Origin of the sequence: Streptomyces malaysiensis subsp. samsunensis, assembly GCF_024519315.1 — a bacterium.
GTDB lineage: Bacteria > Actinomycetota > Actinomycetes > Streptomycetales > Streptomycetaceae > Streptomyces > Streptomyces malaysiensis.
In genome coordinates this window covers 100,698-120,083 of record NZ_JANIIC010000029.1, presented here as the reverse complement: position 1 = coordinate 120,083, position 19,386 = coordinate 100,698, and the positions used below count along the sequence as shown (strand labels likewise).

At 69.7% G+C, this 19,386-nt stretch carries 16 protein-coding genes; 3 read left to right on the top strand and 13 right to left on the bottom strand.

All coding sequences use genetic code 11. From position 1 onward, the window contains the following. Window positions 1-111: 111 nt before the first annotated feature. The gene (locus tag NQU54_RS24300; RefSeq protein ID WP_257632959.1) at window positions 112-906 is read right to left on the bottom strand and encodes a hypothetical protein; all 795 of its coding nucleotides are present in this window, start codon (window positions 904-906) and stop codon (window positions 112-114) included. A gap of 221 nt (window positions 907-1,127) precedes the next feature. On the opposite strand from NQU54_RS24300, the gene NQU54_RS50565 reads away from it, so the two are divergent. After that, window positions 1,128-1,880: a hypothetical protein gene (locus NQU54_RS50565; RefSeq protein WP_441005754.1), complete on the top strand. Its 753-nt coding sequence runs from the start codon at window positions 1,128-1,130 to the stop codon at window positions 1,878-1,880. Between the two features lie 1,238 nt (window positions 1,881-3,118). After that, window positions 3,119-3,286, top strand: coding sequence for a hypothetical protein (locus NQU54_RS24290; RefSeq protein WP_257632957.1), 168 nt, complete (start codon window positions 3,119-3,121; stop codon window positions 3,284-3,286). A gap of 92 nt (window positions 3,287-3,378) precedes the next feature. On the opposite strand, the gene NQU54_RS24285 is transcribed toward NQU54_RS24290, so the two are convergent. From NQU54_RS24285 to NQU54_RS24235, 11 genes are all read right to left on the bottom strand, one after another. After that, complete coding sequence (locus tag NQU54_RS24285) at window positions 3,379-4,389, bottom strand: glycosyl hydrolase (RefSeq protein ID WP_257632956.1); 1,011 nt, start codon at window positions 4,387-4,389, stop codon at window positions 3,379-3,381. A gap of 267 nt (window positions 4,390-4,656) precedes the next feature. Then, entirely contained in the window at window positions 4,657-5,676 is a 1,020-nt protein-coding gene (locus tag NQU54_RS24280) for a phosphotransferase (protein WP_257632955.1), read from the bottom strand. A gap of 211 nt (window positions 5,677-5,887) precedes the next feature. After that, a complete protein-coding gene (locus NQU54_RS24275; protein WP_257632954.1) occupies window positions 5,888-6,751 on the bottom strand; it encodes a LacI family DNA-binding transcriptional regulator in 864 nt (287 codons plus the stop codon). Continuing rightward, window positions 6,748-9,231: a glycoside hydrolase family 2 protein gene (locus tag NQU54_RS24270; RefSeq protein WP_257632953.1), complete on the bottom strand. Its 2,484-nt coding sequence runs from the start codon at window positions 9,229-9,231 to the stop codon at window positions 6,748-6,750. Before NQU54_RS24270 ends, NQU54_RS24275 begins: the two co-directional genes overlap by 4 nt. Before the next feature lie 156 nt (window positions 9,232-9,387). Continuing rightward, a complete protein-coding gene (locus NQU54_RS24265) occupies window positions 9,388-10,584 on the bottom strand; it encodes an MFS transporter (RefSeq protein WP_257632952.1) in 1,197 nt (398 codons plus the stop codon). Further along, the gene (locus tag NQU54_RS24260) at window positions 10,581-12,047 is read right to left on the bottom strand and encodes a GMC family oxidoreductase (RefSeq protein ID WP_257632951.1); all 1,467 of its coding nucleotides are present in this window, start codon (window positions 12,045-12,047) and stop codon (window positions 10,581-10,583) included. Before NQU54_RS24260 ends, NQU54_RS24265 begins: the two co-directional genes overlap by 4 nt. Beyond that, complete coding sequence (locus NQU54_RS24255) at window positions 12,044-12,442, bottom strand: hypothetical protein (protein WP_257632950.1); 399 nt, start codon at window positions 12,440-12,442, stop codon at window positions 12,044-12,046. Before NQU54_RS24255 ends, NQU54_RS24260 begins: the two co-directional genes overlap by 4 nt. After that, window positions 12,439-13,857 (bottom strand): aspartate aminotransferase family protein, encoded by a 1,419-nt coding sequence (locus NQU54_RS24250; RefSeq protein ID WP_257632949.1) that lies wholly within the window; start codon window positions 13,855-13,857, stop codon window positions 12,439-12,441. Before NQU54_RS24250 ends, NQU54_RS24255 begins: the two co-directional genes overlap by 4 nt. Beyond that, complete coding sequence (locus tag NQU54_RS24245; protein WP_257632948.1) at window positions 13,850-14,686, bottom strand: hypothetical protein; 837 nt, start codon at window positions 14,684-14,686, stop codon at window positions 13,850-13,852. Before NQU54_RS24245 ends, NQU54_RS24250 begins: the two co-directional genes overlap by 8 nt. A gap of 119 nt (window positions 14,687-14,805) precedes the next feature. Further along, window positions 14,806-15,249: an FAD-dependent oxidoreductase gene (locus tag NQU54_RS24240; RefSeq protein WP_257632947.1), complete on the bottom strand. Its 444-nt coding sequence runs from the start codon at window positions 15,247-15,249 to the stop codon at window positions 14,806-14,808. Continuing rightward, window positions 15,246-16,238, bottom strand: a complete 993-nt coding sequence (locus tag NQU54_RS24235) for a glycosyltransferase family 2 protein (RefSeq protein ID WP_257632946.1) — start codon at window positions 16,236-16,238, stop codon at window positions 15,246-15,248. Before NQU54_RS24235 ends, NQU54_RS24240 begins: the two co-directional genes overlap by 4 nt. Window positions 16,239-16,490: 252 nt before the next feature. Here NQU54_RS24235 and NQU54_RS24230 point away from each other — a divergent pair, with 252 nt between their 5' ends. Beyond that, on the top strand, window positions 16,491-18,674 hold the full coding sequence (locus NQU54_RS24230; RefSeq protein ID WP_257632945.1) for an alpha-galactosidase: 2,184 nt from the start codon (window positions 16,491-16,493) through the stop codon (window positions 18,672-18,674). 246 nt (window positions 18,675-18,920) lie between these two features. Here the strand turns inward: NQU54_RS24230 and NQU54_RS24225 are convergent, their stop codons facing one another. Next, window positions 18,921-19,268, bottom strand: coding sequence for a hypothetical protein (locus tag NQU54_RS24225; RefSeq protein WP_257632944.1), 348 nt, complete (start codon window positions 19,266-19,268; stop codon window positions 18,921-18,923). Between the last annotated feature and the right edge of the window lie 118 nt (window positions 19,269-19,386).

Below are 19,386 nucleotides of genomic sequence, written 5' to 3'. Positions count from 1 at the left end.
TCTGCGCCTCTATGAGGTCGAATGGGTTATCGCACTATCGGTGAGCACCCGACTTGCAACCGCCGAAGGGCCCCGACGCGCATGGACAGCGGCGAGCAGCGAACCGACGTCTCATGATGTTCCCCTGAGGGCGGTCCAACCGGCGCGGTTGAACTTCTTGGTCCCTGGGAGGGCCATGGCGGGCCGCGGCTTTCCTTCGACTTGCTGCGCGGCACGGAGGGTCGCAGCGGAGCTCATCTTCCAGTCGTTCCCATCCCATTCGGCGGCCAGGAGAGTGCGGGTGTAGGAGCTGTGCGTCTTCTCGATCGCCCCGGCTTTCATGGTGACGCGGGCGAGAATGTAGACGCTGACCTCGTCCTTCGACTTTTTGATGATCTTGAAGCCGATGGTGCGAACTCGTGAATATGCGCGCGTCGGCATGTCGCCCTTGGCCGGGATTCCGAACTTTTCACGCAAAGCGGCGTCCGTCTGGATCGCCCGCTGCTTGACCTTCTCCTTGTTCGTCGGCGTCTGGTCGGCTGCGGCCAGGTAGGAATCGTAGACGCCCATCTGCTCGTCCACCATGTCCCGACTGCCCTGTGTGGTCGTCGAGTTCGCGGCGGACAGCATGCTGACGGCCCCTTCGGCGGTGTGCGGGAACAGAACCTCGTTGCCGTTGCTGTCGGTGCGCTTGCCGCGCGGCAGCGCCGCCCACTGCTTCGACTGGGCCCACTCGTCCGGGACGCTGGAGCCCGGCTTAGTCTGGTGTCGGGGCGCAGTGGCGGCTCCGCTTTTCTCGCCTTTGCCAGCCCCCTCGGTGTCGTCGTCTCCACTGGACGCCGAACAAGCGGTCAGGGCGAGCACGGCAGCGGCAACGCCGCTGGTGCCCCATATCATCGCTCGATTCCACCCGTTCATACGCAACATCAGCCCAACACTCCATCACCATCGAAATTGCCGAAACGATCAACACGATGGCAGGTGGACCGCCGCGCATCCAATGGAACGGTTCACTTCCGCCGTCCCTGGGCTTCCACCGACGGCCCATCGCGCGGGCGGCGGAGACCCGTAGCGCTCCATAATGGCTTCACCGGGTTTGACCTGAGGCAACGCACCTGACCGGCAGGTACCCGGCATGATCAGTCCTCGTGCTGGTTCGACTTGTCTACCTCATCGGCACGCGAATCTTCGCGTGGCTGTTCCTGATGTCTCGATCTTCTGCGGCCAAGAATGCGGAGATACTGATCCTTCGACACGAGCTCGCGGTTCTGCGTCCACAGGTCACCGCGCCCAAGCCCGGCTGGCCGGAGCGCGCGCTGCTCGCCGTTGTGACCCGACTGATCCCCCAAGCCCTGCGCGAACGCCGGATCGTCTCACCGCGCACCCTGCCGGCCTGGCACCTGCGTCTGGTGAAGCAGAAGTGGACGCAGCCGCCGTCTACCGGGCGGCCGCCGCTGCCCGAGGAGATCCGCGACCTGATCACCCGTCTCGGCGCTGAGAACCCCCGATGGGGATTCCGGCGCGCGAAATTCACGGCCGCCTTCGACGCCGTGTTCGCCAGCGACGACATCAGTGCGGCCAAGGCCCTCCACGCAGCCCCAACGGCAACCCACACGCAGAACGCTTCATCCACTCGGCACGGGAAGAGTGCACCGACCGTGTCCTGCTCTTCGACCGTGGCCACGCCGAGAAAATCCTCCACGACTACGCACACCACTTCAACAGCCACCGACCACACCAAGGCCGTGACCAACTCGCGCCCAGCGACAATCCGAACGTCATCCCCCTGCCTACAGCCCGGATCAAACGCCGACAAGCCGTCGCCAGCCTCATCAACGAGTACCACCGAGCCAGCTGACCATAAGGAAAATCCCAGCTCACAACCAGTGAAGCCGTTCTAAAGCGCTACGCGGCTGGTCACCCCCGGAACGCTGCTGCGCTGACATCGCCGTCTGGTGACACGGAAGTGGACCTACGGAAGCTGGTCTGCTTGGCACACTATTATCCACACCGAAGCCCCCAGCCGACCGTCTCGCTACTGCGCCACAGAGCCCGATACGGCGCTCACTCCCTGGGAGTGCCCGGTCTGCCGGCAGACGCCAAGGGGCTTTGCCTCGCCTTGACCCGGCAGGCATCTTGCGGCCGCAACGCCCGAGCGTCGGCCGCCTGCGGAAACACGTCGGCCAAGGTCATCAGCCGACAGCTCCCCTCCTGTCGCATGGGGAGCGCGGCACCGTGCTCCCACCCCGAAAGGGGGTCGAGGGCCGACAAGGGGTCCTTATGCTTCTCGATGCCGAGAGCATCCATAGCGGTGGGGTGACCTCGGTGGCCTGTGGTTGACAACGGCGCGCAGGGGCTCGGTACGGCGTCGTAGGTCTACCGGATCGGGTGACGGACTAATCGGGCACCGTTGACACGTCTGCGAGTTGGGAGCACGAGGGCTCCCAGAGGGCTCCCCATCGCTCCCAGCCGGGAAACGGTTAAGGCCGCTTCCGCTACCCGCAGAAACGGCCTTCGACCTGCGAAAACGCTGGTCGGGACGACAGGATTTGGACCTGCGACCCCTTGACCCCCAGTTGCGTCGAGGCCGAGCGGCGTGCTCCGGCCCGTTCTCCCAGGTCACGCTGAAACACAATCAGCCGAGTAAAGGAGTCTACCCTTTTCGGCCTCTGCGTCCCGAGTTGCCTGGGAGCTGGCATCGTGACCGGGCATCGCATATGTGCAGTATACGCCCGAAGCCACACCCAGCACAGGCCCAAAGCCCCTTCCACACGCGCTGCAGCTCACCAGAACAGAAATACGCTTCTCACCAGGCTGGACATAATTTTCGGCATCCGCAGGGTCCTAAAAAAACGGAACTGCCTCCTCACCTGAAGAAGTGCTGGACCATCCCACCACGGGCGAACGCGCAGTTCGCGGCCGGAATGGAAGACGTGCTGGCCGTCTATGCCCGGCCCTATGACCCGGCACGTCCGGTGGTGTGCATGGACGAGAAGCCCTACCAGTTCCTCGGCGACGCCCGCGCCACGCTCCCGGCACGCCCCGGTCGCGACGCCTGCCAGGACAGCGAGTACATCCGCCGCGGCACCACACGCCCAGACACGGGTCATGGCTCAACATCGCCGAGACCGAACTCTCCGTGCTGACCCGGCAATGTCTCGACCGCCGCATCAACGACCTCGACACACTCAACACCGAACTCTCGGCCTGGCAGAACGCCACCAACACCGACCAACGTCAGGTGGACTGGCAGTTCACCACCCACGACGCACGCATCAAACTGCGCCACCTGTATCCCAAAAATTAGCCGCGACGATCCACTAGTGCCCGGCATCACCGAGAGCTGGCCAACCCCGCTCGGGCGACGGGCGCCGCGGCGCCTGAGCGGGACAGGAGGCGTCAGTTGAGGTCGGGCACCTCATCGCGGGTGACGACATGGTCGTGGCCGTAGACCTTGACCAGGTGGTCGACTGTGTTGCTCTGTGTCAGGTGCTCGACGTTCCAGGTGTTGAACAGCACCCAGCCGGCGCCGGTCGACACGAGCTCGTCCGGGTCCGGGATGGGGCCGTTCTCGTGCAGCGCCACCGGAATGGCGTCGCCGACCACACCCGTCGTCGCGTCGTACATCGCCTTCTGCGGGTCGTAGTTCTGGTCACCGGCATATGTGTCGGCGCCGGCGATGTCGACGTATTCCTTGCCCGGGTAGAAGGAGGCGGAGGCGGCGGGCTCGCCGTTGAAGCCCATCAGCCAGATGGCGTTGGTGACCTTCTTCTCGGTGAAGCGGTCGAAGGCGTACTCCCACAGCCGCTGGTATTGGTCGCCGCCTTCCTTGCTCCACCAGAACCAGGTGCCGCCGGCCTCGTGGAAGGGGCGCCAGATCGCGGCGGCGCCGGCCTCTCGGAGCTTGTTCATCTGGGCGGCCGCGTTGTCCAGGCGCTCGACGAAGGACTTGTTCTCGGCGGTGCCCGCGGTGAGCACCTTGTCGATGGAGACTGTCTGCTTCGAGCCGTCGTAGTCGTCGGAGTACGTGGGCGCCCCCATGTGGTAGCCGAACATGGGGATGCCGCCGGCTTGCCACCAGGCGATGGCCCGCTCCGTGGCGCCGCCCGGGGCGTCGCAGATGTCGAGGCCGCGGATCGCGGGGTACTTGCCGGTGTGCTCGTGGATGTAGTTCATCTCGTAGTCGGGGCCGTCGATCCAGGTCGACTCCTGCTGCCCGGAGATGATCTTCTTCCGGTACTGGGCGGTGACGAAGGCCAGTAGGTTCACGGCCTGCTGGTTCGCGCCGGGCGCGACCGGCCCGGCAGCTTTCTTCCGGGCGCCGCGAGGGGAGACGGTCTCGCCGGCAGACGCGTTGCCCGCCACCGCGGCCGTGCCGGGCACGGCGAGGATCGCAGCGATCCCTGCCATGCGGCGGAGAACCGTGCGACGGGAGGCATGTTGTGGGGACATGACCAACTCCTGTGGGGGGATACGGACGATGCGATGAAAGCGCGCCGTGCACCACGGTGCGCAGGACGGGTGGTCCGCCCGGCGGCGATGTCCCTTGGCTCCGGCGAGCCTGTGGCCCCCGGCGTCACTCACCCGTTGGCCACCGACGGTAGGAGCGCGGCCGGAGGCTGGCAACACCTTCCGCAGAGAAACTTCGGAAACCGATGAAAGTTTCCTGGGCCCGATTCATCGAAGGAGCGCGGTCCACCGCTCCAGCGATCGCATGACCCTCGGCAGGTCCCGGGCCGCGAAGGTGACCATGCGAAGCCCAAAGGCACGCTGGCCGGTGTCGGCCTGGCGGTGGCCCAGCGCCAGCCACAGGCACCAGGCCATGGTGGCTAGTTGGCTGCGCAGCATGCCGGCGAACGCGGAGACCGTTGCCGGGCCGCCCGGCCCTCCGCGATCGAGATAGGCCGCCAGCAGCGGGCGCACCACGCGGGGATCGCCCTCGGCGGTGGGTCCGTTGAACGGGGTGGCGAACCGGAAAGCGACGTTCACCGCTTCCCACCAGGGGACGTCCGCCCGGACCCCCTCCCAGTCGATCAATGCGTATCCGTCGGAAGTGCGCAGCACATTGGCCCGGGATGTGTCCCCGTGGACCAGTACGGTGCCGGGAGGATTGCGCAGCGCGTCCTGAATCAGCGTGGTCGCGTCCGCGACCACGGGGAGGAGGGCATGCGCCGACGGGGCGACCGGGTGGTCGCTCGCACCGGCCTCGCCCACCCACTCCTGCCACTCCGCCAGGGAATGCAGCGCGATGCCGTCATCGGCGCCGGCCCCTGAACCAGTGCCCAGGAGGGCGATGCGGGCCAAGGTGCTTCCCACCCACTCCGCCGGCTTCGAGAGGTCGGCATCGGATGGGGCCTCGGCCCGCCGCAAGTCGTGCCCTTCGAGCCATTCGCTCACCCGCACCAGCGCCTCACCCGCTGGGTTGTGCCAGAAGCCGATGGCCGGAGAGGGGGGCTCGACGGGCCGCGGCATCGTGATCCCCGCTTCCCAGGCCGCGCTCTGTAGCCGGTGCACCCGGTGCGCCTGTTCGCGATGCCACTCGCCCAGCAACCGGTCCGTCCGCACCACCCACCGGCCTCGCGTGGTGACCAGCACACGGCTGTCCGACGGGGCGCCCCCGTTGGCCAGCGGGCGCCATGGCCCCAACGGCCGACCCAGCCCGAAAGCCGCGGCGACTGCGACGCAATCGAGATGCATCCGAAGAGTCTGCTCCACATGGCGGCACTGCCGCATCCGGCTTCTCCGGCCATCCACAGATGTCACGAACAGTGCGCCCGGGTATCCGCGCAGGCCGCCGCCGCCCGTGCTCAGCCGAGTGGGTCAGCACGTCCGTACGAGCGGACGGCCCGGCCCGGACGGCGTCAAGGGCGCCGGGGGCGGAATCGCTGCCGCCCCCGGTTGCGCCCCGTCAGGCGGGTGCGGGTCCCGTCGTGCCGCGTTGCACGAAGTGGGCCGTCGGGGACCAGCGCTCGGTGACGGGCCTGCCGTCGATGTGATCCAGGGCGGCTTCCGCGACCACCACCCCGAAGCCGTGCACGTCGACGGTCATGGTGGTCAGCGGCGGTGAGGCGAGGCGGCAGAGCGCGGAGTCGTCCCAGGCGATCAGCGACAGGTCGGCGGGGGCTTCCAGACCAAGCTCCTTGGCCGTGGCCAGTCCGGCGACCGCCATCACGTCGTTGTCGTAGAGGATCGCGGTGGGCCGGGAATCCCGCTTGAGCAGCTCGGCGGTGAGCCGGGCCCCGGACTCGGCCGTGTAGTCGCCGTCGATGACCACCGACTCGACGCCCGCCTGTTTGCACGCCTCCTCCTGGGCCACGGTGCGGGCCTGGGTATGCAGGAGGGAGCGCGGTCCCGCGACACGCGCGATGACACGGTGTCCGAGGTCCGCGAGCCGGGCCACGGCGTCGCGGACGGGGCCGCCGTCGTCGGTGCGCACGGCCGGCAGGTCGGGGGCGTCCCGCCAGGTGCCGACGAGGACCGCCGGCAGCCCCAACTCGCGCAGGACGGCCGGCCTTGGGTCGTCCTCGACGAGGTTGACCACGGCCACCGCGTCGACCAGACCTCCCTCGGCCCACCGGCGATAGGCGGCCACCTCTTCCTCGTACGTCGGGACGACATGGAGCAGCACCGACATGTCGCGTGTGACGAGGCACTCCTCCATTCCGGCGATGAACTCCATGAAGAACGGCTCCACGCCGAGCAGCCGGGTCGAACGCGCGAGGACGAGGCCCAGGGCACCCGGCTGGGTGCGGTCGCGATGGGCAGGGGTCATCCGATCTCCGGTGTCGTGGGGCAGAGGCTGTTCACGGAACGCAACACGGGTACGGCGGTCAGGACAGCGGGATCGAGGGTATGGCGGGTGCGGACGTGGAAGGTGTGGCTCTCTCCGGGCAGCAGGGTGACGAGCATGTCGTCGACCGTCGCGTCGTCGGCGACGTGGTCGGCCAGCACGGCGACGTCGCGGGCGAACGAGGTGGCCCGGACGTCGACGCGGTAGCCGCCCGGCTCGGCGTGGGCCTGTGCGCTCAGCGCGTCGGGCCGGTAGGCGAGGTCGCGGTCCTCGCAGAAAGTGTGGACGGCGCGTACGCCCTCCGACGACGCCACGAGCACCTCCTGCCTGGCCTCTTCCGGTGTGAGCAGTGAGTCGTCCGGCTTCACGCAGACTACCGAACGGGGCCCCACCCGGAGCTCGACTTTAGCATCGGCACGGACGACACCCTCGAGCGTCTGACGCTCGAGGACCAGGCGGCCGGCCCAGGCTTCGTCGGTGTCGTTGACCACGACGACGGCGAGTCTGCCCTCCCTGGGCTGGAAGGTCAGCAGACGCGGCGCGTAAGCGTCGCGCAGCGCGTACCACAGGGGCTTGGGGCGCTCGTCGCTGTCCACCGCGGCCCAGGAGGTGACGGGCCAGCAGTCGTTGAGCTGCCAGACCAGACTTCCGGCCGTCCTCGGCCACCAGGAGCGGAAGTGCTCGATGCCGAAGGCGACGGCGCGGGCCTGGTTGAGCTGCGTGGCCCAGTGCCAGTCCGTGAAGGAGAGCGGGCGGGGCAGGTGCGGAGCCATGCCGCGGTCCAGCTTGCCGTTCCCGTCCTCCGCCTTCTGGTGCAGCAGGAACGCGGGCGAGGTGGGGGCGAGCGGTTCGTCGTGGATCCAGCGGGTGAGGGTGGCCCAGGTGGGCGGGCCCTGGAAGCCGAATTCGGAGCAGAAGCGCGGAATGTGGTCGCGGTAGGTGGTGTAGTCGAGCCGGTTCCACACCTCCCACTCGTGCCGCGTGCCGTGATTCTGGTCGTTGGGGTGGGTGCCGCCGACCGGTGCGCCGGGGGTGTAGGGGCTGCCGTCGGCGTAGGGCGTCGTCGGGTCGAGGTCGGCGACGATCCGCGGCAGCAGGTCGGTGTAGTAGCCAAGTCCCCAGGTGCGACCGGCCAGTTGCTCGGGCCAGCCCCAGTCGGCGTAGCCCCAGAGGTTCTCGTTGCCGCCGTTCCACAGGGCCAGGCTGGGGTGTCCGGCGAGCCGGGCGACGTTCTCGCGCGCCTCGGCCTCGACCTCGCCGCGCAGCGGCTCCTCCTCGGGGTAGGCGGCGCAGGCGAAGGGGAAGTCCTGCCAGACGAGCATTCCTCGCTCGTCGCACACGTCGTAGAAGTCGTCGGTCTCGTAGATGCCGCCGCCCCACACGCGCAGCATGTTCATGTGGGCGGCGAGGGCCTGGTCGACGCGGCGTTCGAGGCGTTCGCGCGTGATGCGGGTCAGGAAGTGGTCGTCGGGGATCCAGTTGGCTCCCTTGGCGAAGATGCGGGTGCCGTTGACGACGAAGGTGAAGGGGGTGCCGGTCTCGTCGGGTGCGGTGTCGACGGTGATGTTCCTGAAGCCCACGCGCCGGTCGACGGCGTCGAGAGGCTCTTCGGGCCGCTCGGCCGTGGCAAGGGTGACCCGAAGGTCGTACAGGGGCTGGTCGCCGTATCCGGCGGGGCACCACATCCGGGCGTCGGGTACGCCGCCCCGGAGCACGGCGGTGGTGTCGCCGACGGTGAGCACGGCGCGCGCCCGGTGTCCGCCGACCTCGGCGGTGAGGACCAGCTGTGGCGCTTCCGCTGCGGTCCGTTCGATGTCCGCGTGCACCTCCACGGCTCCGGTGCCGTCGGGCTCGACGCTCACCAGGGGCCGGACGCGGCCGAGTCGTGCCGTGTGCCAGCGTTCCAGGCGGACGGGCTTCCAGATGCCGGCGGTCTGCAGGTCGGGGCCCCAGTCCCAGCCGAAGCTGCACGCCATCTTGCGCACCATGTTGAATGCGTGCGGGTAGACGTGGTCGCGACGGCCGAGTTCCGCTTCCTTCTCCTCCGCGTACTGGAGGGCAGAGGAGAAGTCCACGGTGAGTTCGTTGGCGCCGTCCACGAGGTGGGGGCGGACGTCGAAGCGGTAGCTGCGGTGCATGTTGGCCGTGGTGCCGATCAGTTCCCCGTTGAGGGTGATGGCCGCGACGGTGTCCAGGCCGTCGAAGACCAGGTCCACGTGCTCCCCGGCCTGCGCGGCGGTGGCCTCGAACGTGAGGCGGTACTGCCAGTCGGTGCGGTGCATCCACACCAGCTCCGCCTCGACCCGGTCAAGGTAGGGGTCGGGTATGAGGCCCGCGGCCCTCAAGTCGAGATGCACGCTGCCCGGCACCGCGGCGGGCACTGTGCGCCCGCGGACGGCGTCCGGCACCGGCCCACGCGTCGCGCTCAGCTGCCAGCCCTCGTGCAAGGTAGTACGCGCCATGTTCACTCCCGTCGGATCGGAGCCTGCGGCCGGGACATCCGTCATCGCTGGACCTTCCGAGCGAGGCCATAGACTCGCGAGCATTGTTACGTTGCTGAATTAAGTAAGTCAACGAGCGTGAGGCACCCAGAACACCCCGGAAGGGAGACGAGTCGATCAGTGGGTGCGGATGGCGCGGATCAGCCAGAGCGTGGCGGCCAGACACAGCGCCGAGACACCGCATAGCAGCAGCGGCACCGCGCGGATGCCGGACCACTCGATGGCCTTGCCGAGCACGGGTCCGGCCGCGACGCCGCCGATCATGGACGCGGCGATGACCACGGCCCCGGCCCTGCGGGCCCGCGGGGCCGCCTTGTTGAGCCAGGGAAGGCCCGTCGGAAAGATCGGTGCGATGAACAGGCCGACACCCGCGTACGCGTACGGGGCGAGTCCCGGCACCGTCGCGAGCAGCAGGCACACGGTCATGCCCACGCAGGAGACGGTGATGATCGCCTGGGCCGAGAACCGCAGCGCGATCGGCACGACGAGGAACCGGCCGACGGTCATCATCAGCCAGTACACGGACGTGGCGGTCGCAGCCACTCCGGCGCCGAAGCCGACGGTCTCCAGGTGGGTGGGCTCCCAGCCGCCCACGCCCGCCTCGATGCCGACGTGCAGCACGTAGAGCGCGATGAACACGCCGAGCACGGAGGCCAGGCTGCGCCCGAGCGCGCCCGTGGGCGCCGTGGCCTGTGCTGAGGAGGCCAGCTCGGGCGCCCGGTCGCGTACGCCCTTCAGGCACAGCAGGAGCGGCAGGTTGACCACGGCGAAGCCGAGGAAGACCGCCGGGTAGTGCGTGGCGCCGACTGCGCCGATCAGCATCGGGCCGAGGATCGCGCCGATCCCGAAGTGGGCGTTGAGGATGTTCAGCATGGCGGTCGACCGGTGGCCGAAGCCGATCGCGAACAGCTGGTTGAGGCCGTAGTCGATACCGCCGAAGCCGAGCCCGGCGAGCAGCGCGGCGGCCAGGGCGAGCGGCCAGGCCGGCGCGAGCGCGACGCCCGCGGCGCCGACCGCCATCAGGACGTAGGAGCTGGCCAGGATCTGCCGGTTGCCGAGCCGCCCGAAGAGCCGGTCGAAGAGCAGCACACCGGTGACGCCGCCGACGAAGTGGGCGCTCAGGCCGAGGCCCGCGCCGGAGGGGGAGAGCCCGAACTCCTCACGGAAGGCCGGGATCGCCGGACCGTACAGGGCCTGCAGCGCGCCGATGAGGACGAAGCCGACGCACGAGGCGACGACGGCGGCGTTGTTGAACAGCGGTGCGGTGCCGGCCGGTCGACCGGTCTTCACTCGCTGGGCGGTGTGGTCGCTCACACGGACTCCAGATGACGGCCCACGATCTCGTGGGCGTAGGACATGATCGTTCCCTGCGGGCTGATGCCGGGGGCACCGGGCAGCACGCTGGCGTCGCACACGTGCAGGTTGCGGAAGCCGTGCGGCCTGCCCGTCTCGTCGCACACCCCGCCGCGCTCGGGCCGCGCCATGGGGCAGCTGGCCATGCCGTGCACGGACACCAACTCCCAGTCACGCGGCCGCACCTGGGCGCAGTACGCGTCCACGTCGGCCAGGTCGCGCAGGGGCCCGGCCGTCGACGTGGGCGGCAGCAGCTCGACGGCACCCGCCGCGAACAGGAGCCGCGCGGTTCTGCGGAACGCGAGCCGCAACGTGTGATGGTCCGCCTGGGTCATGCCGTGCCGCAGCAGTGGCGCGCCGCCCACGCACGCGGTGATGCTCGCCGGGCCCTGCATACGGACCTGCGTGGTGAACATGCCCAAGTGGGCGCGAACGTCGAGGAGTGCGTCGACCTGGCGAGGGTCGCGTCCGGCCAGCGCGGCGCCCAGGCCGCCCGGGGTGAGGTTGGACGGCATGACGAGGATGCCGAGCCCGGAGTGCTCCTGGACCTGGGCGGTGAACATGGTGCCGCGCACCGCGTCCACGACCCGGGAGAAGCGGGCGACGGTCCGCAGGTTGAGGTGCAGGGCGAGGCGGCGCCCGGCGGTGTGCCGGTGGACGGAGCTGCGGCGCAGCAGCACGGGCGTGCCGATCGGGCCCGCGGCGGCGAACACGGTGCGCGGCAGGTAGCGGACGGGCCGCCCGGCCGCGTCCGTGGCCTCCACGCCGGTGACCACGCCGCGCCCGTGCACGAGCCGCCGCGCCCGCACCCCGTCGTGGATCCGCGCGCCGAGCGCCTCGGCCTGCGGCAGATAGCTGACGGCCATGCTCTGCTTGGCGCCGCTGGGACAGCCGGTGGCACACTGGTTGCGATGCTCGCAGCCTCGCACCACCCGCTGCGGATGCTGCCAGCGCCAGCCGAGCGACTCGGCGGCCCGGGCGAGCAGCCGGGAGTCCTCGTTGCCCTCGCCGTGCTCCTGGACGATCATCCCGAGGCGCTGCTGTACGTCGGCGAAGCGGGCGCCGACGACGGGGAAGCGGTAGCCGCCGTAGCCGGACCAGGCGGCCCAGCGGTCCAGGACCATCGCCGACGGCTCCCACAGCAGACCGCCGTTGACCACGGTGGTGCCGCCGACCACGCGGGCCTCGCCGTAGGCGATGGTCGGGGTGCCGAGGACGGCGATCGCCCCGCCGCCCCGGTACAGGCGGCGCATCGACTCGGCCGGGCTGGCCGCCGCGAGCTCCGCGGTGGTGACGCGCGGGCCCTCCTCCAGGACGGTCACCTGCCGCCCGGCGCGGGCGAGTTCGAGCGCGGCGACGCTGCCGCCCGCGCCGGACCCGATCACCAGGGCGTCGCAGTCGATGTCGTACGCAGCATGCCTCATCGCACGGCCCCCAGCGGCGGGTGCGCGGGGCGGGGCGCCGTACCGTCCAGGGCCCCATACAACGCCAACGCCGTGGTGGCGCGCAGCACATCGGCGTAGCCGGGCCGGGCGCGCAGCTGCCCGAGACCGTGGCGCAGTCGTTCCGGGGAGGCGGAGTGCGGGCTCGTCCGCGTCACCGCGCGGAAGGCGACAGGGAACAGGCGCAGGGCCGTGACCGTGCCCCACCGGTAGGCGGCGGGCATCAGGGCGAGGCTCGCGGCGGTGTGGCGCACCGCCCGTTCCAGGGCGCGGGAGTCGCGCAGAGCCGCGTAGGACCCGGCCCAGCAGGTGGGCAGACCGCTGTCGTAGAGGGCGCGCTCAAGGGCCCGTGCCCGCGGCGTACGGTCGCCGCTCACGCGGTCACCTTCTCCCGCACCAGTCCGGCGAGGAGCCTCGAGGCGCCCTGCCCGAGCACGTCGTCCAGGGCCTTCACGAACAGGTCCACCTCGTCGTCCTGCGCCACCAGCGGCGGCGAGACGATCAGCGCGATGAGCCGGTTGGAGCCGAAGAAGGTGAGGATGCCGTGGTCGCGGTAGAGGGCGGCGACCACGGCGCCGGTCAGCAGCTTGGAGACGGCCTGCGGGTCCCTGGCCACCGACGTCGGCAGCATCTCGCGCAGCCTGGCCGGGACGTCGGGCCCCGGCGTGAGGAACACACCGTGCAGCGCGCCCCGCCCCGTCACCTGCTGCACCAGACCCGGATGGCGGACGGCCACCTCCGCGAGACCCCGTTCAAGGCGCTCCCCCAGCGCGCGGGCACGCCCGGGGAAGTCCTCGTCGACGGCGACCGCCACCGCCTCCAGCGCGGTCGCGGTCTCCTCGCCGAAGCCGTAGTACGTGGTGCTGTGCAGCGTCGCGTCGGACAGGTTGTCGTACGCCGCCCGGAAGATCGGCTCGCGGGCGACGTAGCCGGAGATGGACGCCTTGCCGCCGCCGAACGACTTCGACGTCGTCACGATGTCCGGCACCAGACCCGGGTGGTGCATGAAGTGGAAGAGGGCGCCCGTCTTGCCCCAGCCTGTGTACACCTCGTCGAAGATCAGCACGATGTCCCGCTCGGTGCACAGCCGACGCACCCTGCGCAGAAACTCGGGAGAGCACTCGCGCAGGCTGGAGGCGCTGAACGGCTCCAGGACGACGGCGTACACATCGCTCTCCCCCGAGGAGGCGGTGTGCCGGTCGAGCGAGAGAAGGAACGAGGACAGATCGTCGTACGCGAACGTGTCCGTGCCGGGGATCTGTGGATACGGGAAGTGGGTCTCGGGCGAGGCTGTCAGGCTGCCCGCGCCCAGGAGCTTTCCGTGGAAGGCGATATCGGTGTGCAGGACGGTGCCGCGCCGCCCCCGGTGGTACTTGTAGGCGAGCTTCACCGCGCCCTCCACCGCCTCCGCACCGGAGTTGGGGAAGTAGCTGATGTTCAGGTCGCCGGGCAGCAGCTGCGCGAGATTGTGGCTGAGGGCCGCGACGTACGGCGAGAAGTAGTTCTTGTGCACCTCCATACGGCGCTGCTCCTGGAAGCGGCGGCGCGCGGCGAGGATACGCGGGTGGTTATGGCCGTGACTGAGGACACCGACGCCGCCGGTGAAGTCGAGGATCCGGCGCCCGTCGCGCAGATGGATCCACGCACCCTCGGCGTGATCGACGAGGTCTCGGCCGAACCCGAACGAGCCGATGAGGGAGACCTGGCTCCGGGAAACGTACCGCCGGTACAGGTCATGGGCCTGCTCCGTGGTCATTGCCTCCGCCTGGTCCAAGGTGATCAGTTCAGACATAGGCGCTCCCGGCGGGGGTGGCGGCACGGAGACGGTCGGCGATGAGACGTCCGGCGCGCCGGCCGGCGCGCACCGCGTAGTTGGTGCCGCGGTCCTCGGGGAACACCTGCGCCATGCTCGACAGGTACAGGCCCCGCACCCGTGACTCCACAGCGGGCATGGCCCGGCTGTAGTGCGGCGTGATGACGGGTTGCGCGTGCTCGGCGCGCCAGACGTGAAACCGCTCGACCCAGCTGCGGTCGAAGCCCGGGAACATGCGCTGGATGTGCGGCAGGCTGTACGCGAAGACCTCCTCGTCCGACATCCGGTACAGCTCGGCGTCGGTCGGCAGATACTTCGACAGATACACAACGTGCTTGCCGTCGTAGCGCTCGGGCCGGTCGAGATTGGTGTGCTCGATGACACCCACGAACGGGAAGTCGGGGTCGTTGACATTGAGCCAGTACGTGTCGGAGAGCTTGCGGTTGTTCTCCAGGACCAGGCACAGGTTGCCAAGGTAGTCGGTGGCTGACCAGCGCCGCTGGAGCTCCGGCACGGCCGGGTGGTCGGCGCCGTCGTGGTCGAGCAGTCCCACGGCCAACTGCGGGGCGACGGTGACGAGCACTTGGCCGGCCGGGTGGAAGACCCCGCCCGCGCCCACTCCGCTCACCCCGGCCCCCTCGGTGTGCACGGCATCCGCCGCCACTCCGGTGAGGATCTCGACCCCCAGGGACTCAAGGCGCCGCTGCAACGCACCGAGCAGTGCCTCGCTGCCGCCCTTGATGTAGTAGAGGGTTTCCTTGCCAGAGCGGGTCCGGCTGCCGCCACGCAGATGCAGCTTCGTGTCCACATCCAGGTGGCACCGACCTGGTCGGCGTACTTGCCGAACTTACCTTCGAGGAGCGGCCGCCACACCACCTCGTACACCCGGCGCCCACCCAGCGATATCAGCCACTCGCGCGCGGTCAGCTACTCCAACTCCCTCCAGTGCTCCACCCGTTGGGCTCGCAGAGCGAGCACGCCGAGGCGGATCCGGTCGCGCATCGGAAGCGGTGCGAAGCGCAGCACGTCCAGCGGCGCGGACAGCCGGTACACCGAGTTGGCGTAGTAGACGCCGGTACGTGTCTCGTGCGCCTCCAGGAGATGGGCTATGCCGAGGCTCTCGCACAGCCGGATCATCTCCGCGTCGGAGGAGAACCAGTGGTGGTAGAAGCGTTCGAGGCGCTTGCCGTCGCCTATGTCGAAGCTGGAGGCGAGGTCGCCGATGGTCTCCTCGCGCTCGATGACACGCACGCTGCGGCCCTGGAGGGCGAGTTCGAGCGCGGCGGACAGGCCGGTGAACCCGGCGCCGACTATGACAGCGTCCACGGCGCCGGCTTGCGTTGCCGACTGCGGTGTGATCTCCGTGCTCACAGGGCGACACGCTCCTTGCGGGACTGGCGGGAAGGGGGTGCGGAGGTGACGGTGGCGGGGCGGTCCGCGCAGCCAAGCCGGTCCTGGACCACGTAGTCAGGGCGCCCCTGCACCTGCCGGAAGACGGCGTGCAGGTACTCACCGACGACACCGAGCGCGATGGCATGCGCACCGAAGGCTCCTGGCCGGGCGAGCAGACGGGCGTTCCGCTGCATCAGGGCGGCCGCACATCCCCCTGTCAATACGGCCGTTCCGACATAGGTGGACAGCCGCAACGGCGCCACCGAACCGGCCAGCAGGCCGCGCCGCGACAGGGCGAGCATCTTGCGTAGGGTGTACTTCGACTCGCCTGCCTGCCGGGCGTCGCGGTCGTACGTCACGCTGGTCTCGGGCAGCCCGAACCAGCTGACGGCACCGCGAAGGTACAGGTTCTTGTCAGGTACGCCGGTCAGCAGCGCCACCAGCTCCCTGTCCACGAGCCGGAAGTCACCGGTGTCGAGGGCGAGCGAGTGGTCGGAGAGTGAGTTCAGCAGGCGGTAGAAGGCGTAGGCGCTGGCCCTTTTGAACAGCGTCTCGCCGTCGCGGCTGCGGCGTCGCGCGGACACCACGGACCAGCCGTCCCGCCACAGGGCGGCGAGCTCCGGGATCAACTCCGGCGGATCCTGCAGATCCGCGTCGATGACGACGACCGCGTCGCCCACGGACTCGCGCAGCCCGGCCAGGCAGGCGGCCTGATGCCCGAAGTTCCGGCTGAGCCGCAGGCCCCGCACGGAACAGCGCTCTCCGGCAAGGGAGTTGATGACCGCCCAGGTACCGTCGGAACTGCCGTCGTCCACGTAGATCAGCTCGTACTCGAATCCAGTGAGCCCTTCGAGGACCCGGGTCAGGCGGGTGTGGGTGCGGGCCAGCACCTCCGCTTCGTCGTAACAGGGCACGACGACGCCGAGGACTGGTCGCCGGTTGTCGTAGACACGCCTCTCCTGCAGCACGGCACACCTTTCGCGTAGGAGACACGGTGAGGGAACGGTCTGGTGGTACGCGGGTCAGGACTGACGGGGCTCAGCACGACGCTTCGGTCGAAGCTACGGTCGCCGACGGAGCCGATCGCGGGGTGGGCACGTCCACCAGTGCTGGACTCTGGTGTCTTCGGAACGAGGCCGATAAGCTCAAGCATTGTTACGTTACCAACTTAAGTAAGTCAACGAACGCACGGACACCCCCACTGCGAGGAAGCGCCAACTGTGTCAGCTGAAACCCTCATACCCGGCTCCGAACCGATCCACCTGCGCGCCGCGGGCACCGCCCTCGTCCTGGACCTGTCGGCGGACATCCTCCCCCGTGTACTGCACTGGGGGGCCGACCTGGGCGAACTGTCCGCCACGCACCTTCACGCGCTGCGCCTGGCGTCGCAGCGTCAGCCGATCGGCTTCTCCGTGGACCAGCCCGTCGAGGTCTCCGTACTGCCCGAGCAGTCGGCGGGCTGGCTGGGCACTCCGGGGCTGGTCGGCAACCGCGGCGGAGCGGACTTCTCGTCCGCCTTCCGCATCACCGGCACCGAACTCACAGCCGGCGGGGACATTGACGATGACCGGCCCGGCAGCCTCGTCGTGCACGCACGCGACACGGCCGCGGCCCTCGACCTGACACTGACCATCGAGCTGACCCCCGAAGGGCTGGTGCGCCAGCGCGCGAGCGTCACCAACCTCGCGGACACCCCATTCGCCGTGGACGCGGTCAACCTCACCCTGCCCGTGCCGACCGCGGCCGTGGAGCTCTTCGACTTCACCGGTCACCACCTGCGTGAGCGCAGCCCGCAGCGCACCGCCTTCACCCAGGGGCTGCGGGTCCGCGAGAACCGAACGGGCCGCACCGGTTTCGACTCGACTTACCTGCTCGCGGCCGGTACCCAGGGCTTCGGCAACGGCAGCGGTGAGGTGTGGGCCGTGCACACGGCCTGGTCGGGCAACCACCGCACGTTCGCGGAGCGCACCTTCCACTCCGTGGCGCTGCTCGGCTCCGGGGAACTGCTGCTCTCCGGCGAGATGGTGCTCGGCCCCGGCGAGAGTTACAGCACGCCCTGGCAGTACGGCGCGTACGGACGCGGCCTGGACGAGGTGTCGGCCCGCTTCCACCGCCATCTGCGAGCCCGTCCGCACCATCCGTCCTCGCCCCGGCCCGTGGTCGTCAACACCTGGGAAGCGGTCTACTTCGACCAGGATCTGGACCGGCTCAAGCGGCTTGCGGACACGGCGGCCGCGGTAGGCGCAGAGCGGTTCGTCCTGGACGACGGCTGGTTCGGCGCGCGCCGTGACGACCGCCGGGCGCTCGGCGACTGGTACGTCTCCGACGAGGTCTGGCCCAAGGGGCTCGGCCCGCTGACGGACCATGTGACGGCGCTCGGCATGGAGTTCGGGCTCTGGGTGGAACCGGAGATGATCAACGAGGACTCCGACCTCGCCCGCGCACACCCCGACTGGATCATGGCCACCGGCGGCCGGCTGCCGGGCGCCGCCCGCAACCAGCAGGTCCTGGATCTGGCCCGGCCCGGGGCGTACGCATACATCCTCGAGCGCCTTGACGACCTGCTGACGACGTACCCCATCTCCTATCTGAAGTGGGACCACAACCGCGACCTGGTCGAGGCCGGGCACCAGCCGACAGGGCAGGCCGGTGTGCACGATCAGACCCTGGCCATTTACCGGCTGCTGGACGAACTGCGTTCCCTGCACCCGGGTGTGGAGATCGAGTCCTGCTCATCGGGCGGCGGGCGAGTGGACCTCGGCATCCTGGAGCGCACGGACCGGGTGTGGGTGTCCGACTGCATCGACGCCCTGGAACGGCAGCAGATCCAGCGATGGACGAATGCCCTCGTCCCGCTGGAGCTGATGGGTACGCATGTCGGTTCGCCCGTGTCCCACACCACCGGTCGCAGCCACCCGCTCGACTTCCGGGCCGGCACCGCCCTGTTCGGCCACTTCGGCATCGAATGGGACCTGACCTCCGCCGGACCGGAGGAGCTGGAACGCCTGACGCAGTGGGTGGCTCTGTACAAGGAACTGCGACCCCTGCTGCACTCGGGGACGGCCGTGCACGGCGACCATGCCGATCCGGCGTACCAGGTGCACGGAGTGGTCGCCGAGGACCGGACCGAGGCCGTCTACGCACTTGTCGCCACCGGAACGTCCGAGCTCTACCCGACCGGCCCGGTGCGGCTGCCCGGACTTGACGAGCACGCCGTCTACCGCGTTCGCCCCCAGGCCCCGGGCGACGTCCCGGACGGCAACGCACACCACTGGGGCCTGCACCTGCCCTGGTGGACGGGGGACGGCGTCGAACTCCCCGGCGCCGTGCTCGGGAACGCCGGGCTGCAGGCGCCCGCGCTGTACCCGGAGCGGCTGGTCCTGCTGCGGGTGACGCAGGTCTGATCCCGCGCCCGACAGCGCAGTGCCAGGGGCCCACCGACGTGACGTCGGTGGGCCCCTGGCTGTGACGGGTCCTACGGGTTCGGGCTGAGCCGCACCACGCGGCCCGTCGGCGCCTGCGTCGCGCTGTCGAGCCGGAGTTCTCCGCAGGTGGCGTCCCAGTGGGTGTTCCAACTCGTCGCTGCCGCGGGGAAGAGGACCCGCGGCCGGGCGTCCCGGCCGTCCGGGCCAGCGGGGAGCGGACACCGATCACCTCCGGTTCGAGCCAGGTGCACGGCACCATGCGGCGCTCCCGGATGCGGTCCAGGCCCGACCGAGACCGCCGGGGGAGCGTGTCGTCGAGGGGCGCCGTTCCCCCACACTGTCCCACCAGCCGCCGTCCTCGTCGCACCATCCCGCGTCCACGCAGAAGATGTCCGCGCCCGCCGACGCCGCGGCGTCGATCAGCGGCAGCAGTCGGGCCGTGGTGAGGGCGCCCATCAGCCTGTTCATGGAGTCGTCGAAGGACACGGGGAGTTGGGGTGGGCGGGAGCGGATCAGCGCGCGGCGCTGCACGGTCAGGACGCCGATGGTCTCATCAAGTCCGCCTGCGGCCACGGCGAGACACCGGGACGCTGGTGAATCCGTGGCCCGCCCGGAGGCCAGCGGACCACTGGTGTTCAGTGTCGGTGGGGCCGAGCAGGGCGACGTGGGCGCCATGCCGGCGTTCGCCGAC

Excerpts from the sequence above, each read along its gene's own strand:
- NQU54_RS24300 (WP_257632959.1), bottom strand. The coding sequence starts at position 906 with ATGTTGCGTATGAACGGGTGGAATCGAGCGATGATATGGGGCACCAGC.
- NQU54_RS24285 (WP_257632956.1), bottom strand. The coding sequence starts at position 4,389 with ATGGCAGGGATCGCTGCGATCCTCGCCGTGCCCGGCACGGCCGCGGTG.
- NQU54_RS24280 (WP_257632955.1), bottom strand. The coding sequence starts at position 5,676 with ATGCATCTCGATTGCGTCGCAGTCGCCGCGGCTTTCGGGCTGGGTCGG.
- NQU54_RS24275 (WP_257632954.1), bottom strand. The coding sequence starts at position 6,751 with ATGACCCCTGCCCATCGCGACCGCACCCAGCCGGGTGCCCTGGGCCTC.
- NQU54_RS24270 (WP_257632953.1), bottom strand. The coding sequence starts at position 9,231 with ATGGCGCGTACTACCTTGCACGAGGGCTGGCAGCTGAGCGCGACGCGT.
- NQU54_RS24260 (WP_257632951.1), bottom strand. The coding sequence starts at position 12,047 with ATGAGGCATGCTGCGTACGACATCGACTGCGACGCCCTGGTGATCGGG.
- NQU54_RS24250 (WP_257632949.1), bottom strand. The coding sequence starts at position 13,857 with ATGTCTGAACTGATCACCTTGGACCAGGCGGAGGCAATGACCACGGAG.